This is a genomic window from Inhella proteolytica, assembly GCF_016093275.1.
Classification (GTDB): domain Bacteria; phylum Pseudomonadota; class Gammaproteobacteria; order Burkholderiales; family Burkholderiaceae_C; genus Inhella; species Inhella proteolytica.
Map to the genome: position 1 here is coordinate 207,530 of NZ_JAEDAK010000006.1, position 14,277 is coordinate 221,806.

A 14,277-nucleotide genomic window follows, 5' to 3' on the forward strand; every position below is an offset into this window, starting at 1 on the left:
TCTCCCTGAAATTCCGGCGCGGATTCTGCCCGCGCGTGGCCGTCAGGGCGCTCGGTGTCTACGCTAGCGGGCCGGTGCAGACACTCAGCTGGTGCGAACTGGTGCGCCCATCCGCGTGCAGGCACAGGGCCTCGCCCTGCTCCAGTGGCTCCCAGCCCTCGGGCTCGCCCTCCAGCGGTTCGCTGGCCACCATCTGGCCGAAGGCCTCGCGGCGGTGGTAGAGCGTGGGTGGCTTGGCATCGCTGGCCCAGCGGAAGGCGTAGACGTCCTCGCCATCGGCCAGCGCGGCGGCAAAGCGCAGCGGGGCGTCGACGCCGGCCTGACGCATGCGATCGCTGACGTCCGCCAGCACGTCGCCCACGGCCTCGACCACGCCGAAACCCTGCACGATGCGGTGCACCGCCATCAGAAACAGCAGTTCGGAATCGGTGGCGCCGCGGCGCTGGTGCCAGAGCGTGTCGGGCAACTCGCCTTCCAGCTCGCGCCGCAGGCAGCCGAAGCCGCCCACCTGGCCGTTGTGCATGAAGAGCCAGCTGCCGCTGGCGAATGGGTGGCAGTTCGCCAGCGAGATGCCACCGCCGGTGGCGGCGCGCACATGGGCGAAGAACAGATGCGAGCGCACATGGGCGGCCAGGGCCAGCAGGTTCTCGTCGCTCCAGGCCGGCGTCACCTCGCGGTAGATGCCTGGGGTCTCGCGCTCGCCGTACCAGCCCACACCGAAGCCGTCGCCATTCGTCACCACCTTGGCTTCCTCGGCGCGCAGGCTCTGCCGCACCAGCGAATGCTTGGGTCGGCAGACCAGGTCTTCCAGGTAGATCGGATCCCCACGGTAGGCAAGGAATCGGCACATCGCTCAGCACCTCCGGGTTCAGTCTGACACACTGGCGCGCATGGACCTGCTCTTCGTCATCGACCCCGTCGACCACATCAAGACCACCAAGGACAGCAGCTTCGCCATGATGCGCGAGGCCGCCCGTCGTGGCCACGTCATCTGGGCCTGCGAGACCCCGCAGCTGCTCTGGCAAAGCGGCCAGCGCGTCACGGCGCGCGGAGCGCAGCGCCTGCAATTGAGCGAGGCCGCGGTGGCCAGTGCCTATGGCACGGCGCTGAGCGACTGGTACGCCGTGACCGAGACGCGTGACCTGGCCCTGGCCGACACCGGCGCGGTGCTGATGCGCAAGGACCCGCCCTTCGACGCCGAGTTCATCTATGCCACCCATCTGCTGAGCCAGGCCGAGCGCGAGGGCGCGAAGGTATTCAACAAGCCCTCGGCCTTGCGCGAGCACCCCGAGAAGTTAGCCCTGCTGGAGTTCCCGCAGTTCACCGCGCCCACGCTGGTGAGCTGCGACCCGCAGGCGCTGCGCGCCTTCCACGCCGAGCAGCGCGACGTCATCTTCAAACCCCTGGACGGCATGGGCGGCATGGGCATCTTCCGCGTGCGCGAGGACGGCCTGAACCTTGGCTCCATCCTGGAGCAGCTGACGCATTACGGCAGCCAGACCATCATGGCGCAGCGCTACCTGCCCGAAATCGTCGACGGCGACAAGCGCGTGCTGCTGATCGATGGCGTGCCGGTCTCGCACAGCCTGGCGCGCATCCCACAGGGCAACGAGGTGCGCGGCAACTTGGCCGCCGGCGGCAAGGGCGTGGCCATGCCGCTGACGGCGCGCGAACGCGAAGTGGCCGAGGCCCTGGGGCCGACGCTGGCGGCACGCGGCCTGCTGCTGGTGGGGTTGGACTTGATCGGCGGCTTCCTCACCGAGATCAACGTCACCAGCCCGACCTGCTTCCAGGAGATCAGTGCGCAAGCCGGGCTGGATGTGGCGGCGCAGTTCATCGCCGCGCTCGAAAGCAAGCTTTAAAAGAGCTCGCCCTCGCGCGAGGGTGGTGCCAGGCCCAGATGCCGGTAGGCCATCAGCGTGGCCATGCGGCCGCGAGGCGTGCGGTGCAGATAGCCCTGCTGGATCAAGTAGGGCTCGATGACGTCCTCGATGGTGTCGCTGGCCTCGCCGATGGCGGCGGCCAGGTTGTCCAGGCCGACCGGGCCGCCGTCGAAGCGCTGGATCAGCGCGTCCAGCAGCTTGCGGTCCATCAGGTCGAAGCCGGCGCGGTCCACGTCCAGCATCTGCAGCGCCGCCTCGGCCGTGGGCTGGCTGATGCGGCCATCGCCCTTGACGTCGGCCCAGTCGCGCACGCGGCGCAGCAGGCGGTTGGCGATGCGCGGTGTGCCGCGCGAGCGGCGCGCGATCTCGAGCGCGCCGGTCTCGTCGATCGGCGCGTTCAAGAGGCCGGCCGAGCGCGTGACGATGCGCTGCAATTCTTCCGGCGTGTAGAACTCCAGCCGTGTGGTGATGCCGAAGCGGTCGCGCAGCGGGTTCGTCAGCATGCCGGCGCGCGTGGTGGCGCCCACCAGGGTGAAGGGCTGCAGGTCGAGCTTGATCGAACGCGCGGCCGGGCCCTCGCCGATCATGATGTCGATCTGGAAGTCTTCCAGCGCGGGGTAGAGGATCTCCTCGACGACCGGCGAGAGCCGATGGATCTCGTCGATGAAGAGCACATCGTTGCGCTCCAGGCTGGTCAGGATGGCAGCGAGATCCCGCGGCTTCTCCAGCACCGGGCCGGAGGTTTGGTGCAGGCGCACGCCAAGCTCGGCAGCAATGATGTGCGAGAGCGTGGTCTTGCCCAGGCCCGGCGGGCCGAACAGCAGCACGTGGTCCAGCGCCTCCTGGCGCTTGCGCGCCGCGCCGACAAAGATGTCCAGCTGCTCGCGCGCCTTGGTCTGGCCGATGTACTCATCCAGGCGCTTGGGGCGCAGCGCGCGCTCCAGCGCTTCCTCGTTGGGCGAGCGGGCGCCGGCCGAGACGATGCGCTCCAGCGGCGCGGCGGCGAAATCGTCGGTCTGAATCGGCATGGGATCAGCGACTCAAGGCCTTGAGCGCCTGGCGGATGCCTTCGGCCACGCCGATGTCGGCCGGCAGGCTCTTCAGCGCCGCCTGCGCTTCCTTTTCGCTGTAGCCCAAGGCCAGGAGGGCCTGGCTGATGTCGGCGTGCGCGCTGCCCAGCGCCACGCTGCCGGTGCCCGGCAGGGCGTCGGCCAGCTTGCCCTTGAGTTCGAGCAGCAGGCGCTCGGCGGTCTTCTTGCCGATGCCCGGCACCTTGACCAGGCGCCCGGCCTCCTGCCGTGCCACGGCCTCGCTCAGGTCGCTCACCGACAGGCCGGAGAGCAGCGAAAGCGCCGTGCGCGGGCCCACGCCGGAGATCTTGATGAGCTGGCGGAAGGCCTCGCGTTCCTCGGCGCTGAGAAAGCCGAACAGGATGTGGGCGTCCTCGCGCACCACCTGATGGGTCAGCAGGGTCACCGGCTCACCCAGGCCGGGCAGGGCGCAGAAGGTGCTCATCGGCACATCCACTTCGTAGCCCACGCCCTGCACATCAATCAGAACCTGCGGTGGCGTCTTGGCTGCCACCGCTCCCCGCAGCCGACCGATCATCAACCGCGTCCGAACAGGCCCAGGCGCTGCGCTTCCAGCGCGGCTTCGGCGCGCGAGCTCACATTGAGCTTGCGGTAGATCTGCTTCACGTAGTCGGCGATGGTGTGGCGCGAGAGGCCCAGCTGCACGCCGATCTCGGGCAGGGTGAAGCCCTTGGCCACGCGCAGCAGCACCTCGGTCTCGCGCTCGGTCAGCTGCACATCGGGCACCACCGAGGCCGCCGGCGTGCGGCGCTGGCCGGTGAAGTAGGCGATGACCTTGCGGGCGATCGAGGGCGACAGCGGCGGTTCGCCCTGGCTGATGCGCTGCAGCTGCTCCACCAGCAGCTCGCGTGCCTGTTCTTTCAGCAGGTAGCCGAAGGCGCCGGCCTGCAGGGCAGGGAAGAGGTGCTCGTCGTCGTCATGGATGGTGACGATGACCGACTGCGCCTCGGGCTGCTTGTCGCGCAGGGCCTCAACCACGGTCACGCCCGAGCCATCGGGCAGGCCGAGGTCGATCAGCGCCAGCTCGAAGCGCTGCTGGCCGACCTGCAGCAGGGCGTCCTGCACGCGCGCGCACTCCACCACGCGGGCGTTGGCGAAGACCTGCTGGATCAGGTTCTTCAGCCACATGCGGATCTCGGGAATGTCTTCGAGCAGCAGGACGTGGTCCATGGCGTTCACCGGGCAATCAAAAGGTAACGGGCAAGTATCACAGAGGGATGCTCAGGCGGATCAGCGTGCCCCAGCCGGGGCCCGATTCGACCAGGCACTGACCCTGCATCTGCTTGGCGCGCGCCTTCATGCTGGCCATGCCGTGGCCCTTGTCGAGCCGGCCGTCCAGCGCGCTGGAGATGCCGTGGCCGTTGTCCTGCAAGATGACCTGGAAATCGTCGTCGAGAACCTGGCAACGCACCGTGCAACGCGTGGCACCGCTGTGCTTGATGATGTTGCTGATCGACTCGCGAATGATCCGCGTGGTCTGCACATAGGCGCGCGCCGGCAGCGTGTAGGACACGTCCTCGGCGAGCGAAATCCACTCGGCCTCGATATTGGCCTGGGTCAGGCGCGAGACGACCTCGGCGCGCCAGTCGCCTACCGCATCCAGCAATTGCACCGGCTTGCCGGTCAGACCACGCACCGACAGACGCATTTCCTCCAGCGCCTCGCGCGCCAGCGTGGAGATGCGTTCGCTTTCGCTGGTGTGCACGATGGTCAGCAGCTTGGCGCCCAGGTCGTCGTGCAGGTCGGCGGCAATGCGCTTGCGCTCACGCTCGGTCACCTGCTCCAGGTGCTGGTCGCTCAGGGTGCGTTGCTGGCGCTCGAACTCGACCAGGCGTTCCTGCCAGCGCTGGTCGTTCGTCACCAGGCGCTGTTCGGCCTGCAGGCGAGCCTGCGCAAAGCCCAGCAACTGGCTCAGGCCGGCCAGCGCCAGGCCCAGCGTCACCCAGGGCACGGCCGGGCTGCGGTGGGTCTGCGCCCAGGCCAGCAGGCAGGCCAGCAGGCCCAGGCTCGTCAGCACCGGCAGCAGCGTGCCATGGGCCTGCTCGCGCCAGGCGCGCAGGCCCTCACCGGCATGCCGCCATTGGCGCAGACGGTGCACCATGAATCCCAAGCTGACCAGGGCCAGCGCGGCGGCCCAAAGGCCGAGTACGGCGCCCTGCAAGGTGGCGGCGGCGGGCGCCTGCCCCAGGCTCCAGGGCAACCAGGGCAGGGTCACCGCCAGCAGCAGGGCGGCAGCGTCCAGGCGGGTGTGTCGCCAGCCCAGCTGGCGTCCCAGCAGCAGCAGCCAACCGGCGCAGCACAGGCCCAGCAGCAGGCCGCGCAGCAGGTCGGCGTGGTCACGCGGCAGCCACACCTGCCATTCCGCGACCAGCAGCAAGGCCCAGGCCAGCAGGGCAGTGGCGCCCAGCAGCAGGCGGCGTTCCCAGCGGTGCATCAGGCCCATCAAACCCAAGGCCAGCGCCAAGCCCGCCAGTACGCCGGCGGCACCCAGCGCGAGCCCGGCGCGCTGCCACACGAGGCTGCGGTGCAGGCCCAGCAGCTCGTCCCAGGGGCCGATCTGCGGCGCATCCAGGCGCTCGGCGCGGCCGAGTGAAAACGGCGTGGGGTCCAGGCTTTGCTGGCGCAGCTCCAGCAGATTCCCCTGCTCGCCCAGCAGGCCGATCGGCAGCGCCAGGAGCAGCGGGCCGCGGCAGGGCAGGCCCGCGCCGTCTTCCAGCAGCACCACGCCGTTGACGCGCACGCTGCGCACCCCACAGGGGCTGGCCAGCCAGAGCGCGGCGGCCACACGCTCGCCGCCGCGGTAGTCGAAGCGGAACTGCAGATCCTGGGCGACTGGGCCGGGCGCGCGCGGCAGTTGCACCGGGGCGCCCTGGCCGCCCAGCAGTCGGGCCTGCTCCAACACCAGCGGCGCGGCGCCGGCCAGCCAGGCGTTCAGCAGCAGGAACAAAAAGGCCCCGACCCGTCGGACCGAGGCCCACACAGACGGGGCGGAGCGCATGGCGGGAATTGTGCAGGAGGGGTCGTCGACAATCGGCGCCCCTCCCCCGATCCGCCTGCCCAGGAAAGCCCGTGGTCCTGCAACACGAGTTCGAAGACATCGACAACCAGCAGCTCGCCCATCTGTGTGGCGAGCTGGACGCCAATCTGCTAGCCGTGGCGGCCGCCCATGGCGTGCGCCTGACGCGCCGCCTGGCACGCTTTCGCATCGAAGGCCCGGCAGCGGCGGCCCGCGCCGCGCTGGACGCCCTGCAGCGCCTGCGCGCGCTGGCGCAGCGCCCCATCGCCCCCGAAACCCTGCAGCTGCTGCTGGCCCAGTCGGGCGCCAAGCCCGTCAGCCAGCCGGCCGAGGCGCCGGTGCAGTTGCATACCCGCCGGCACGACTTGGCCGCGCGCACGCCCAATCAGCAGCTGTACCTGAACCGCATCCTTTCCAACGACCTGAGCTTCGGCATCGGCCCGGCCGGCACCGGCAAGACCTATCTGGCCGTGGCCTGTGCAGTGGATGCGCTGGAGCGCCACCAGGTGCAGCGCATCGTGCTCACGCGCCCAGCGGTGGAGGCCGGCGAACGCCTGGGCTTCCTGCCGGGCGACCTGGCGCAGAAGGTCGACCCCTATCTGCGCCCGCTCTTTGACGCGCTCTACGACCTGATGGGTTTCGAGCGCGTCGCCAAGGCGCAGGAAAAGGGTTTGCTCGAGGTGGCGCCGCTGGCCTTCATGCGCGGGCGCACGCTGAACCACGCCTTCGTCATCCTGGACGAAGCGCAGAACACCACGCCCGAGCAGATGAAGATGTTCCTGACCCGCATCGGCTTCGGCAGCCGCGCCGTCGTCACGGGTGACACCAGCCAGATCGACCTGCCGCGCGGCATGACCAGCGGCCTGGTGGATGCCGAGCAGGTGCTGCGTGGCGTCGAGGGCCTGGCCTTCACGCGCTTCACGCGCGCCGACGTGGTGCGCCACCCGCTGGTGGGCCGCATCGTCGAGGCCTACGACAACCGCGCCGCCGCCACCGGGGGGCGGCCATGAGCCGGCCGCAGCTGCCCGAGCTCGGGCTGTCGCTGCAGTTTGCCGACCCGCGCCACCGCGCCGCGCTGCCACGCCACAAGGTGGCGCGCTGGATCCGCCATGCGCTTGAAGGCGATGGCGAGATCACGGTGCGCATCGTCGATGCCGAAGAGGGCCGCGAGCTGAACCGCAGCTACCGCGGCAAGGACTACGCCACCAATGTGCTGACCTTCGACTACGACAGCGACCCGGTGGTGCTGGCCGACCTGGTGCTGTGCGCCGAGGTGGTGGAGCGCGAAGCCGCGGAGATGGGCAAGACCCTGGAGGCGCACTACGCCCATTTGCTGGTGCACGGCACCTTGCATGCGCAGGGCTGGGACCACGAGGAAACGGCCGAGGCCGAAGCCATGGAGGCGCGCGAGACCGAAATCCTGGCGCGCCTGGGTTACCCCGACCCCTACGGACGCGAACCCAGGTAGCGCTTGCGCCGGAACCACCAGCCCAGACCCAGCCCCACGCAGGCCATCAGGCCCAGCGCGATCCAGGCGCCCTCGCGGGCATGGATCAGCGGCAGCGCATCGAAGTTCATGCCGAAGATGCCGGTGATCAGGTTTAGCGGCAGGAACACCGCGGTCAGCGCGGTCAGCACCTTCATGATGCTGTTGGTGCGGTGGCCGACGGCGGCGTAGTGCATCTGCACCGCTGATTCGGTATTGGCCGTGAGGCGCCGAATGTGCGAGAGCACCCGCTCGATGTGCTCCTGCACATCGCGCGCGCGCACCCGCAGTGCTTCCTGATCGGCGGAGCCGACGCGATCAGGGAATTCGGACTGGGCGTCCAACCACTCCTGCACGGCGGCATGCTGGTCCTCGCACAGCTCCTCCAGGCCATGCAGGGCGTCGCGCGCGGCCAGCAGGGCCGGCCAGTCCTCAAAGGGCTGACGCGTGTTCAGCAGGTCCTGCTGCAACTCGGCGTGGCGGCGCGACAGCAGCCGGCGCAGGTCCAGGTAGCTGTCCACCATGTGGTTGAGCATCCGCAGCATCAGCTCGTCCGGGCTGAGCGGCAGGCGGTGGCTGCCGCGCACGTCCTCGCTGCCCACCAGCAGCGGCAGGCGCTCCTGGAAGTAGCCCAGCACCGGGCATTCGTCCGGGTGCACGCTGATCAGCAGACGCTCGAACACCGCGAAGCCCACGGCGCGGGTGTCGATCAGCTGCGCCCAGTCCGCGCCCTCGGCCTGCCGCGCCGCGGCCAGGCGGCGCAGCACCATCAGGTCATAGGCCTGGGTCGATTCGAAATGCGAGGGCAGCTGCTCGTTCAACAGGTCCGAGACATGCAGATCCATCAGCGGCGCGCGCAGCCAATGCGCGAGCCTGGCCTGCAGCATCGGGAATTGGCGCTTCAGCCCCTCGCGCGTTACTGCCAGCCACAGGAAGCCGCTCGCCGGCAGCTCGTCGGGCAGCGCCGGCAGGCTGTCCAGCCCGCCGCGCTGCACATGAAGGATCTGCAGCTCGGCCATCAGGCTTTGAGCAGGCGCGCGGCGTCCAGCGCGAAGTAGCTGAGCACGCCGTCGGCGCCGGCGCGCTTGAAGGCCAGCAGCGACTCCAGCATCACCACATCGTGCGCCAGCCAGCCGTTGGCAGCGGCCGCCTTGAGCATCGCGTACTCACCGCTCACCTGGTAGGCGAAGGTGGGCACGCGGAACTCGTCCTTGACCCGGCGCACCACGTCCAGGTAGGGCATGCCGGGTTTGACCATCACCATGTCGGCGCCCTCGGCCAAGTCCATCGCCACCTCGCGCAGGGCCTCGTCGCTGTTGCCCGGATCCACGTAATAGGTGTTCTTGTCGGCCTTGCCCAGCGCGCTCTTGGAGCCCACCGCATCGCGGAAGGGACCGTAGAAGCCGCTGGCGTACTTGACGCTATAGGCCATGATGCGCGTGTGGATGAGGCCGGCGGCCTCGAAGGCCTGGCGAATCGCGCCGATGCGGCCGTCCATCATGTCGCTGGGGCCCACCATGTCGGCGCCAGCCTCGGCCTGGGTCAGGGCCTGGCGCACCAGCAACTGCACGGTGGCGTCGTTGATCAGGTAGCCGGTCTCGTCGGGCAGGCCGTCCTGACCATGGCTGGTGTAGGGGTCCAGTGCCACATCGGTGAGCAGGGCCAGCTGCGGAAAGTGCGACTTCAGCGCGCGCACCGCACGCGGGATCAGCCCCTGCGGATTGAAGGCCTCGGCACCGTCGATCGTCTTCAGGTGCGGCTCAATGGCGGGAAACAGAGCGAGCGCCGGAATGCCCAGCGCCACCGCCTCTTCGGCCGTGCGCAGCAACTGCTCGATCGGCAGCCGCGCCACGCCCGGCATCGAGGCAATCGGCTGGGCCTCGCTGCCCTCGTGCACGAAGACGGGCAGGATCAGATCGCTGGCGTGCAGGCGGTGTTCGCGCACCAGGTCGCGGGTGGCGGCGTCGCGGCGCAGGCGGCGCGGGCGGCCGGCAGGGAAGGGAGAAAAGACGGTCATGGCGGCGTGAAATAGTGGAGTCAAACCGGGCTTTCCCTGCGCTTGCAGGGCTTGCCAGCGCTGGAGGGGGCGGTGCTAGACTTGTCAGCGAATGGTAGCCGCGAGGCCACTGTTCCCTGCTTTTCCTCCCTGAGCAGGAGCCTTGTGTGATGACAGCATCAAGGCTTTCCGCCCCAGCCTTCGGCTGGGGCTTTTTTTTGCCGTTTCGGCCCTGGGTGGCTGGCGCCACCTCGGTCGTCCCGACCGCCCGGCTGCGCCGGCACAGGGCCTGCACGTCCAAGCGGCTGCGCCGCTTGACGCCGTTTCGGCTCGAAGTGCAGGGCTTCGCATAATCCGCCGATGCACTGGTTTCTCTGGGTCAAGGCCTTTCACATCGTGTTCGTGGCGTCGTGGTTTGCGGCGCTGTTCTATCTGCCGCGCATCTTTGTCAATCTGGCCATGGTGCCCAAGGACAGCCATGCCGAGCGCGAGCGGCTGTTGCTGATGGCGCGCAAGCTGCTGCGCTTCGGCAATCTGCTGATGGTCATTGCCCTTTTGCTGGGCCTGGCCATGCTGGGCCACAACTGGCGCGGCTATCTGCTGGGCCAGGGCTGGATGTGGGTCAAGCTGCTGTTGGTCGCCATCTCGCTGGGTTTCCACTGGCGCTGCGCTGGCTTGCTGCAGGAGTTCGAGCACCTCGCCAACCGGCGCAGCCATCGCTGGTTCCGGGTCTTCAATGAGATGTCGGTGCTGCTGTTTGCGGGTGCGGTGGTGATGGTGGTGGTGCGGCCCTTCTGATGTCGGCGCGCCGCTCCAGCAGCGCGGCCTGGCTGGCACTCGGCTATGCCGCTTTGGTGGTGTACGCCAGCCTCTATCCGTTCGGGCCCTGGGCCTGGCCGGCCGGCATGCCCTGGCAGCAGCTGTTCCGTCTGCCCTGGCCGCGCTACTGGATCCAGTTCGACATCTGGGCCAATGCAGTGGGCTACCTGCCGCTCGGGCTGCTGCTGTTCGTGGCGGTGTGGCGGGCCGGCCGGCCGCGTGTGCTGGCCTTTTTGTTGGGGGCGTTCAGCTGCGCGGCGCTGGCCTATGCCCTGGAAGTGACCCAGTACTTCGTCGACAAGCGCGTGCCCTCGCTGGGCGACTGGGTGCTCAACAGCGGCGGCGGCCTGCTGGGGGCGCTGCTGGGCCTGTTGCTGGTGGGACTGGGCGTGCTGGAGCGGGGCGCCCGCTGGCGCGAGCGCTGGTTCTTGTCGCAGGGCGGCGCGGGGCTGGCCTTGCTGGCGCTTTGGCCGCTGGGGCTGCTGTTCCCGCCGCCCCTGCCGCTGGCGCAGGGGCAATTTCTGCCGGCGCTGTTGGCGTCGGCGGCGGAACTGCTGCAGGACACCCCCTGGGCCGCGGGCCTGCCGGTGCTCACGGGCAGCCGCCCCAGCGGGCTGCTGGCCGGCAGCGTCACCGGGCTGGGCTTGCTGGCACCCTGCCTGCTGATGCTCGCGCTGACCCGCCAGGGTTGGCACCGTGTGGCACTCGTGTTCGGCGCGCTGGCCGTGGGGGTGGGCATGACCAGCGTGTCCGCCGCACTGGGCTTCGGCCCCCAGCAGGCCTGGAGCTGGCCCACGCCCAGCACGCTGCCCGGCTTGCTGACGGGAACTGCCCTGGCCTTGCTGTGTGCGCTGCTGCCGGCGCGCGTGAACGCCGTGCTGGCGCTGCCGGTCTTCACCGCGCTGCTGGTGCTCGTCAACGGCCTGGCGCCCGATGTGTACTGGCAGCAAAGCCTGCTGATCTGGGAGCAGGGCGCCATGGTCAAGCTCTACGGACTGACGCAGTGGCTGGGCTGGTGGTGGCCGCTGCTGGGTCTGGGCTGGTGCATGGCGCGCGTCACCGCCTCCCTAGAATCCCGGGCCTTATGAGCAGTTACTACCAGCGCCACATCTTTTTCTGCCTGAACCAGCGCGACAACGGCGAGGCCAGCTGTGCCCAGCACGCCGCGCAGGCTGGTTTCGACCACTGCAAGGCGCGTGTGAAGGCGGCCGGGCTGGCGGGCAAGGGCGCGGTGCGGGTCAACAAGGCGGGTTGCCTGGACCGCTGCGCCGGTGGCCCGGTGGCCGTGGTCTACCCTGAGGCCGTCTGGTACACCTTTGTGGACAACAGCGACATCGACGAGATCGTCGACCGCCATCTGGCCAAGGGCGAGGTGGTGGAGCGCCTGCAACTGCCCGATTCGGTCGGTCGCTGATGAAGCCCCACACCCAGCGCCGGCTCATCGACGGGCCGGTGGGGCCGCTGGAGCTGGCCATCGACGAGCCCGAGGGCACGCCGCGCGGCGTGGCCCTGCTGCTGCACCCGCTGCCCACCCATGGCGGCACGCTGGACAACAAGTGCGTGCAGAGCCTGGCGCGCGCCGCGCTGGCCCTGGGCCTGCGCGCGGTGCGCTTCAACTTCCGCGGCGTCGGCCAGTCGGCTGGGAGCTTTGACCACGGCGTCGGCGAGGTGGATGACGCCTGGGCCGCCGCGGCCGCGGTGCGTGAGCCCAGCCTGCCCTTCTACCTGGGCGGCTTTTCCTTCGGCGCCTTCGTGGCCACCAAGCTGGCCGAGCGCCTGCAGCAGGCCGGCCAGCCGGCCGACAAGCTGGCCCTGATCGGCCTGGCCGCCAGCCGCTTCCCGGCCGAGCAGGTGCCGCCGCAAACCTTTGTGCTGCATGGCGAGCACGACGACGTGGTTCCGCTCGCCGCCGTGCTGGACTGGGCGCGCCCGCAGGCCCTGCCCGTCACCGTGCTCCCCGGCGCCGGCCATTACTTTCACGGGCAGCAGACGCTGCTCAAAGACCTGGTGATTCGCGCCTGGTCGCTCTGACCTTTCCTTGGACCCCATGAAGCTGATCGTTCGCACCCTCCTGCTGTGCGCCCTGGCCCTGCCGGCCTGGGCCCAGGCTCCGCAGCCCCCTGAAGTGGCGGCGCGCCAGTACCTGCTGCTCGATGTCAGCAGCAACCAGATCCTGGCCGAACGCGAGGCCGATACGCAGGCCGAGCCGGCCTCGCTGACCAAGCTGATGACGGCCTATTTGGTCTTCAATGCACTGAAGGAAAAGCGCCTGACGCTGCAGCAGGAACTGCCGGTGTCGCAGCGTGCCTGGGCCGAGCGCAAGGGCGACCCCTCGCTGATGTTCATCGATACCACCATGCGCCCCAAGGTGGACGAGCTGCTGCACGGCATGATCGTGCAGAGCGGCAACGACGCCTCGGTGGCGCTGGCCGAGGGCGTGAGTGGCACGGTGGAGCAGTTCGTCGAGCTGATGAACCGCCAGGCCAAGGCCTGGGGCCTGAAGAACACCCAGTTCAAGAACGTGACGGGCATGAGCGAGCCCGGGCACTACAGCTCGGCGCGTGACCTCTCCGTCATCGCCGCCCACCTGATCGTGGACCACGCCGAGTACTACGGCTACTACAAGGTCCGCGAGTACACCTACAACAAGATCAAGCAGGGCAACCGCAACCTGCTGCTGGCGCGCGACCCCTCGGTGGACGGCCTGAAGACCGGCTACACCGACGCTGCCGGCTACTGCCTCATCACCAGCGCGCAGCGCGAGTTCCCGAACGGCAAGCGCCGCCTGCTGAGCGTTGTGCTGGGTACGGCCTCCAAGGAGGCCCGCGCCAACGAGAGCCAGAAGCTGCTGAACTGGGGCTACAGCGCCTGGGACGGTCTGCGTCTGTACGAAGGCGGCAAGACCCTGGCCGAGGTCGAGGTCTGGAAGGGCCAGGCCAAGAAGGCCAAGCTGGGCGCGGCCCAGCCGGTGTTCGTCACCGTGCCGCGCGGCGAGGGCGCGAAGCTGCAGACCGAGATGAAGCGCACCGATCCGCTGATCGCCCCCTTGCAAAAGGGCCAGCGCGTGGGCACCCTGACGGTCAAGAGCGCAGGCGGCACGCTGCTGGCGGAACTGCCGGTGGTGGTGCAGGAAGCGGTGCCCGAGGCTGGCTTGATGGGCCGACTCTGGGACGCCATGCGCCTCTGGATCAAGTGAAGGGCCAAGCCATGAAACCGGAAGAGTCGCTGATCGAATACCCCTCGCAGTTCCCCATCAAGGTGATGGGGGCGCATGTGGAGGGCTTCGTCGAGGCCATCGGTCATGTGGCGCTGCAGTTCGATCCGGGCTTTGACGTCCGCACCATCGAGCAGCGGCCCTCCAAGGGCGGCAACTACCTGGGCCTGACCATCACCATCACGGCCACCAGCCGCGAGCAGTTGGATGAGCTGTACCGCACGCTCACCACGCATCCCATGGTCAAGGTGGTGTTGTAGGCGTCGGCTCGGTCAGCGCGCGCTCCAGTTCCTCGTACTTGGCGGCAGCGGCCACGTCGCCCTGGGCGGCGGCGCGGCCGTACCAGCTCTGGGCCAGGCGCAGGTCGCGCGGCAGGCCCAGGCCCTTCTCGTACATCGAGGCCAGTAGGTACTGCGAGCCCAACTCGCCACGTTCGCCGGCCTGGCGGAACCAAGCGGCGGCCTGCTTGAAATCCTGCTCGACCCCGCGGCCCAGGTAATGGGCCAGGCCGATGGCCTCCATCGCGCCTGCATGCCCGCCCTGTGCCAGCCGGCCGTACCAGTGCAGCGAGGCCTTGAGGTCGCGCGTCGGCCCGGGCAATTCCAGCAATTGCGCCAGCGCCCATTGCGCGGAACGGTCGCCATCCGTCGCCGGTGCCTGTAGCAGGCGCAGCGCCTGCGCCCGATCGCCGGCTTCCAGCGCCTGCTGCGCCGCATCCAGTGGGTCGGCTTGGGCCAAGTTGAGCAGCAGGCACAGCAGAAGGGCGCGCATG

The 14,277-nt window shown here is 69.2% G+C and carries 17 protein-coding genes; 9 read left to right on the forward strand and 8 right to left on the reverse strand.

Annotated features, from left to right (window positions below; all coding sequences use genetic code 11):
* Positions 1–58: 58 nt before the first annotated feature.
* Positions 59–850, reverse strand: a complete 792-nt coding sequence (locus I7X39_RS10795; RefSeq protein ID WP_198111155.1) for a class II glutamine amidotransferase — start codon at positions 848–850, stop codon at positions 59–61.
* A 40-nt stretch (positions 851–890) separates the two neighbouring features.
* On the opposite strand from I7X39_RS10795, the gene gshB reads away from it, so the two are divergent.
* Positions 891–1,862, forward strand: coding sequence for a glutathione synthase (gene gshB, locus I7X39_RS10800; protein ID WP_198111156.1), 972 nt, complete (start codon positions 891–893; stop codon positions 1,860–1,862).
* Here the strand turns inward: gshB and ruvB are convergent.
* From ruvB to I7X39_RS10820, 4 genes are read right to left on the reverse strand one after another with little or no spacing between them, the layout of a single operon-like run.
* Complete coding sequence (gene ruvB / locus I7X39_RS10805; protein ID WP_198111157.1) at positions 1,859–2,911, reverse strand: Holliday junction branch migration DNA helicase RuvB; 1,053 nt, start codon at positions 2,909–2,911, stop codon at positions 1,859–1,861. The two genes, gshB and ruvB, sit on opposite strands and share 4 nt — an antisense overlap.
* Before the next feature lie 4 nt (positions 2,912–2,915).
* Positions 2,916–3,491: a Holliday junction branch migration protein RuvA gene (gene ruvA / locus I7X39_RS10810; protein ID WP_198111158.1), complete on the reverse strand. Its 576-nt coding sequence runs from the start codon at positions 3,489–3,491 to the stop codon at positions 2,916–2,918.
* Entirely contained in the window at positions 3,491–4,144 is a 654-nt protein-coding gene (locus tag I7X39_RS10815) for a response regulator (RefSeq protein WP_198111159.1), read from the reverse strand. The genes ruvA and I7X39_RS10815 overlap by 1 nt, the downstream gene beginning before the upstream one ends.
* A 37-nt stretch (positions 4,145–4,181) precedes the next feature.
* Positions 4,182–5,972 (reverse strand): sensor histidine kinase, encoded by a 1,791-nt coding sequence (locus tag I7X39_RS10820; protein WP_198111160.1) that lies wholly within the window; start codon positions 5,970–5,972, stop codon positions 4,182–4,184.
* A gap of 71 nt (positions 5,973–6,043) precedes the next feature.
* Here I7X39_RS10820 and I7X39_RS10825 point away from each other — a divergent pair, with 71 nt between their 5' ends.
* Together I7X39_RS10825 and ybeY are read left to right on the forward strand one after the other, a co-directional pair.
* Positions 6,044–7,000 carry a PhoH family protein gene (locus tag I7X39_RS10825; protein ID WP_198111161.1) on the forward strand — a complete coding sequence of 319 codons (957 nt, stop codon included), beginning with the start codon at positions 6,044–6,046 and terminating at the stop codon, positions 6,998–7,000.
* Positions 6,997–7,458 (forward strand): rRNA maturation RNase YbeY, encoded by a 462-nt coding sequence (gene ybeY, locus I7X39_RS10830; protein WP_198111162.1) that lies wholly within the window; start codon positions 6,997–6,999, stop codon positions 7,456–7,458. The genes I7X39_RS10825 and ybeY overlap by 4 nt, the downstream gene beginning before the upstream one ends.
* Here ybeY and I7X39_RS10835 read toward each other — a convergent pair.
* Together I7X39_RS10835 and hemB are read right to left on the reverse strand one after the other, a co-directional pair.
* Complete coding sequence (locus I7X39_RS10835; protein ID WP_198111163.1) at positions 7,437–8,495, reverse strand: magnesium transporter CorA family protein; 1,059 nt, start codon at positions 8,493–8,495, stop codon at positions 7,437–7,439. The genes ybeY and I7X39_RS10835 overlap by 22 nt on opposite strands.
* Entirely contained in the window at positions 8,495–9,493 is a 999-nt protein-coding gene (hemB, locus tag I7X39_RS10840; protein WP_198111164.1) for a porphobilinogen synthase, read from the reverse strand. Before hemB ends, I7X39_RS10835 begins: the two co-directional genes overlap by 1 nt.
* 339 nt (positions 9,494–9,832) lie before the next feature.
* On the opposite strand from hemB, the gene I7X39_RS10845 reads away from it, so the two are divergent.
* The 6 genes from I7X39_RS10845 to I7X39_RS10870 are packed head-to-tail and all read left to right on the forward strand — an operon-like array spanning position 9,833 to position 13,765.
* The gene (locus I7X39_RS10845) at positions 9,833–10,270 is read left to right on the forward strand and encodes a CopD family protein (protein ID WP_198111165.1); all 438 of its coding nucleotides are present in this window, start codon (positions 9,833–9,835) and stop codon (positions 10,268–10,270) included.
* A complete protein-coding gene (locus I7X39_RS10850) occupies positions 10,270–11,379 on the forward strand; it encodes a VanZ family protein (RefSeq protein WP_198111166.1) in 1,110 nt (369 codons plus the stop codon). Before I7X39_RS10845 ends, I7X39_RS10850 begins: the two co-directional genes overlap by 1 nt.
* On the forward strand, positions 11,376–11,705 hold the full coding sequence (locus tag I7X39_RS10855) for a (2Fe-2S) ferredoxin domain-containing protein (protein ID WP_198111167.1): 330 nt from the start codon (positions 11,376–11,378) through the stop codon (positions 11,703–11,705). The genes I7X39_RS10850 and I7X39_RS10855 overlap by 4 nt, the downstream gene beginning before the upstream one ends.
* On the forward strand, positions 11,705–12,322 hold the full coding sequence (locus I7X39_RS10860; RefSeq protein WP_198111168.1) for an alpha/beta hydrolase: 618 nt from the start codon (positions 11,705–11,707) through the stop codon (positions 12,320–12,322). The genes I7X39_RS10855 and I7X39_RS10860 overlap by 1 nt, the downstream gene beginning before the upstream one ends.
* Positions 12,323–12,338: 16 nt before the next feature.
* Entirely contained in the window at positions 12,339–13,487 is a 1,149-nt protein-coding gene (locus I7X39_RS10865) for a D-alanyl-D-alanine carboxypeptidase family protein (RefSeq protein ID WP_198111169.1), read from the forward strand.
* A gap of 11 nt (positions 13,488–13,498) precedes the next feature.
* Positions 13,499–13,765 (forward strand): DUF493 family protein, encoded by a 267-nt coding sequence (locus I7X39_RS10870; protein ID WP_198111170.1) that lies wholly within the window; start codon positions 13,499–13,501, stop codon positions 13,763–13,765.
* Here I7X39_RS10870 and I7X39_RS10875 read toward each other — a convergent pair.
* The gene (locus tag I7X39_RS10875; protein ID WP_198111171.1) at positions 13,749–14,276 is read right to left on the reverse strand and encodes a tetratricopeptide repeat protein; all 528 of its coding nucleotides are present in this window, start codon (positions 14,274–14,276) and stop codon (positions 13,749–13,751) included. The genes I7X39_RS10870 and I7X39_RS10875 overlap by 17 nt on opposite strands.
* Between the last annotated feature and the right edge of the window lies 1 nt (position 14,277).

Coding starts and splice junctions, on each gene's coding strand:
- I7X39_RS10855 (WP_198111167.1), top strand. CDS start 11,376: ATGAGCAGTTACTACCAGCGCCACATCTTTTTCTGCCTGAACCAGCGC.
- gshB (WP_198111156.1), top strand. CDS start 891: ATGGACCTGCTCTTCGTCATCGACCCCGTCGACCACATCAAGACCACC.
- ybeY (WP_198111162.1), top strand. CDS start 6,997: ATGAGCCGGCCGCAGCTGCCCGAGCTCGGGCTGTCGCTGCAGTTTGCC.
- I7X39_RS10875 (WP_198111171.1), bottom strand. CDS start 14,276: ATGCGCGCCCTTCTGCTGTGCCTGCTGCTCAACTTGGCCCAAGCCGAC.
- I7X39_RS10850 (WP_198111166.1), top strand. CDS start 10,270: ATGTCGGCGCGCCGCTCCAGCAGCGCGGCCTGGCTGGCACTCGGCTAT.
- I7X39_RS10795 (WP_198111155.1), bottom strand. CDS start 850: ATGTGCCGATTCCTTGCCTACCGTGGGGATCCGATCTACCTGGAAGAC.
- I7X39_RS10860 (WP_198111168.1), top strand. CDS start 11,705: ATGAAGCCCCACACCCAGCGCCGGCTCATCGACGGGCCGGTGGGGCCG.
- I7X39_RS10865 (WP_198111169.1), top strand. CDS start 12,339: ATGAAGCTGATCGTTCGCACCCTCCTGCTGTGCGCCCTGGCCCTGCCG.
- I7X39_RS10815 (WP_198111159.1), bottom strand. CDS start 4,144: ATGGACCACGTCCTGCTGCTCGAAGACATTCCCGAGATCCGCATGTGG.
- ruvA (WP_198111158.1), bottom strand. CDS start 3,491: ATGATCGGTCGGCTGCGGGGAGCGGTGGCAGCCAAGACGCCACCGCAG.
- I7X39_RS10820 (WP_198111160.1), bottom strand. CDS start 5,972: ATGCGCTCCGCCCCGTCTGTGTGGGCCTCGGTCCGACGGGTCGGGGCC.
- I7X39_RS10870 (WP_198111170.1), top strand. CDS start 13,499: ATGAAACCGGAAGAGTCGCTGATCGAATACCCCTCGCAGTTCCCCATC.
- hemB (WP_198111164.1), bottom strand. CDS start 9,493: ATGACCGTCTTTTCTCCCTTCCCTGCCGGCCGCCCGCGCCGCCTGCGC.
- I7X39_RS10845 (WP_198111165.1), top strand. CDS start 9,833: ATGCACTGGTTTCTCTGGGTCAAGGCCTTTCACATCGTGTTCGTGGCG.
- I7X39_RS10835 (WP_198111163.1), bottom strand. CDS start 8,495: ATGGCCGAGCTGCAGATCCTTCATGTGCAGCGCGGCGGGCTGGACAGC.
- ruvB (WP_198111157.1), bottom strand. CDS start 2,911: ATGCCGATTCAGACCGACGATTTCGCCGCCGCGCCGCTGGAGCGCATC.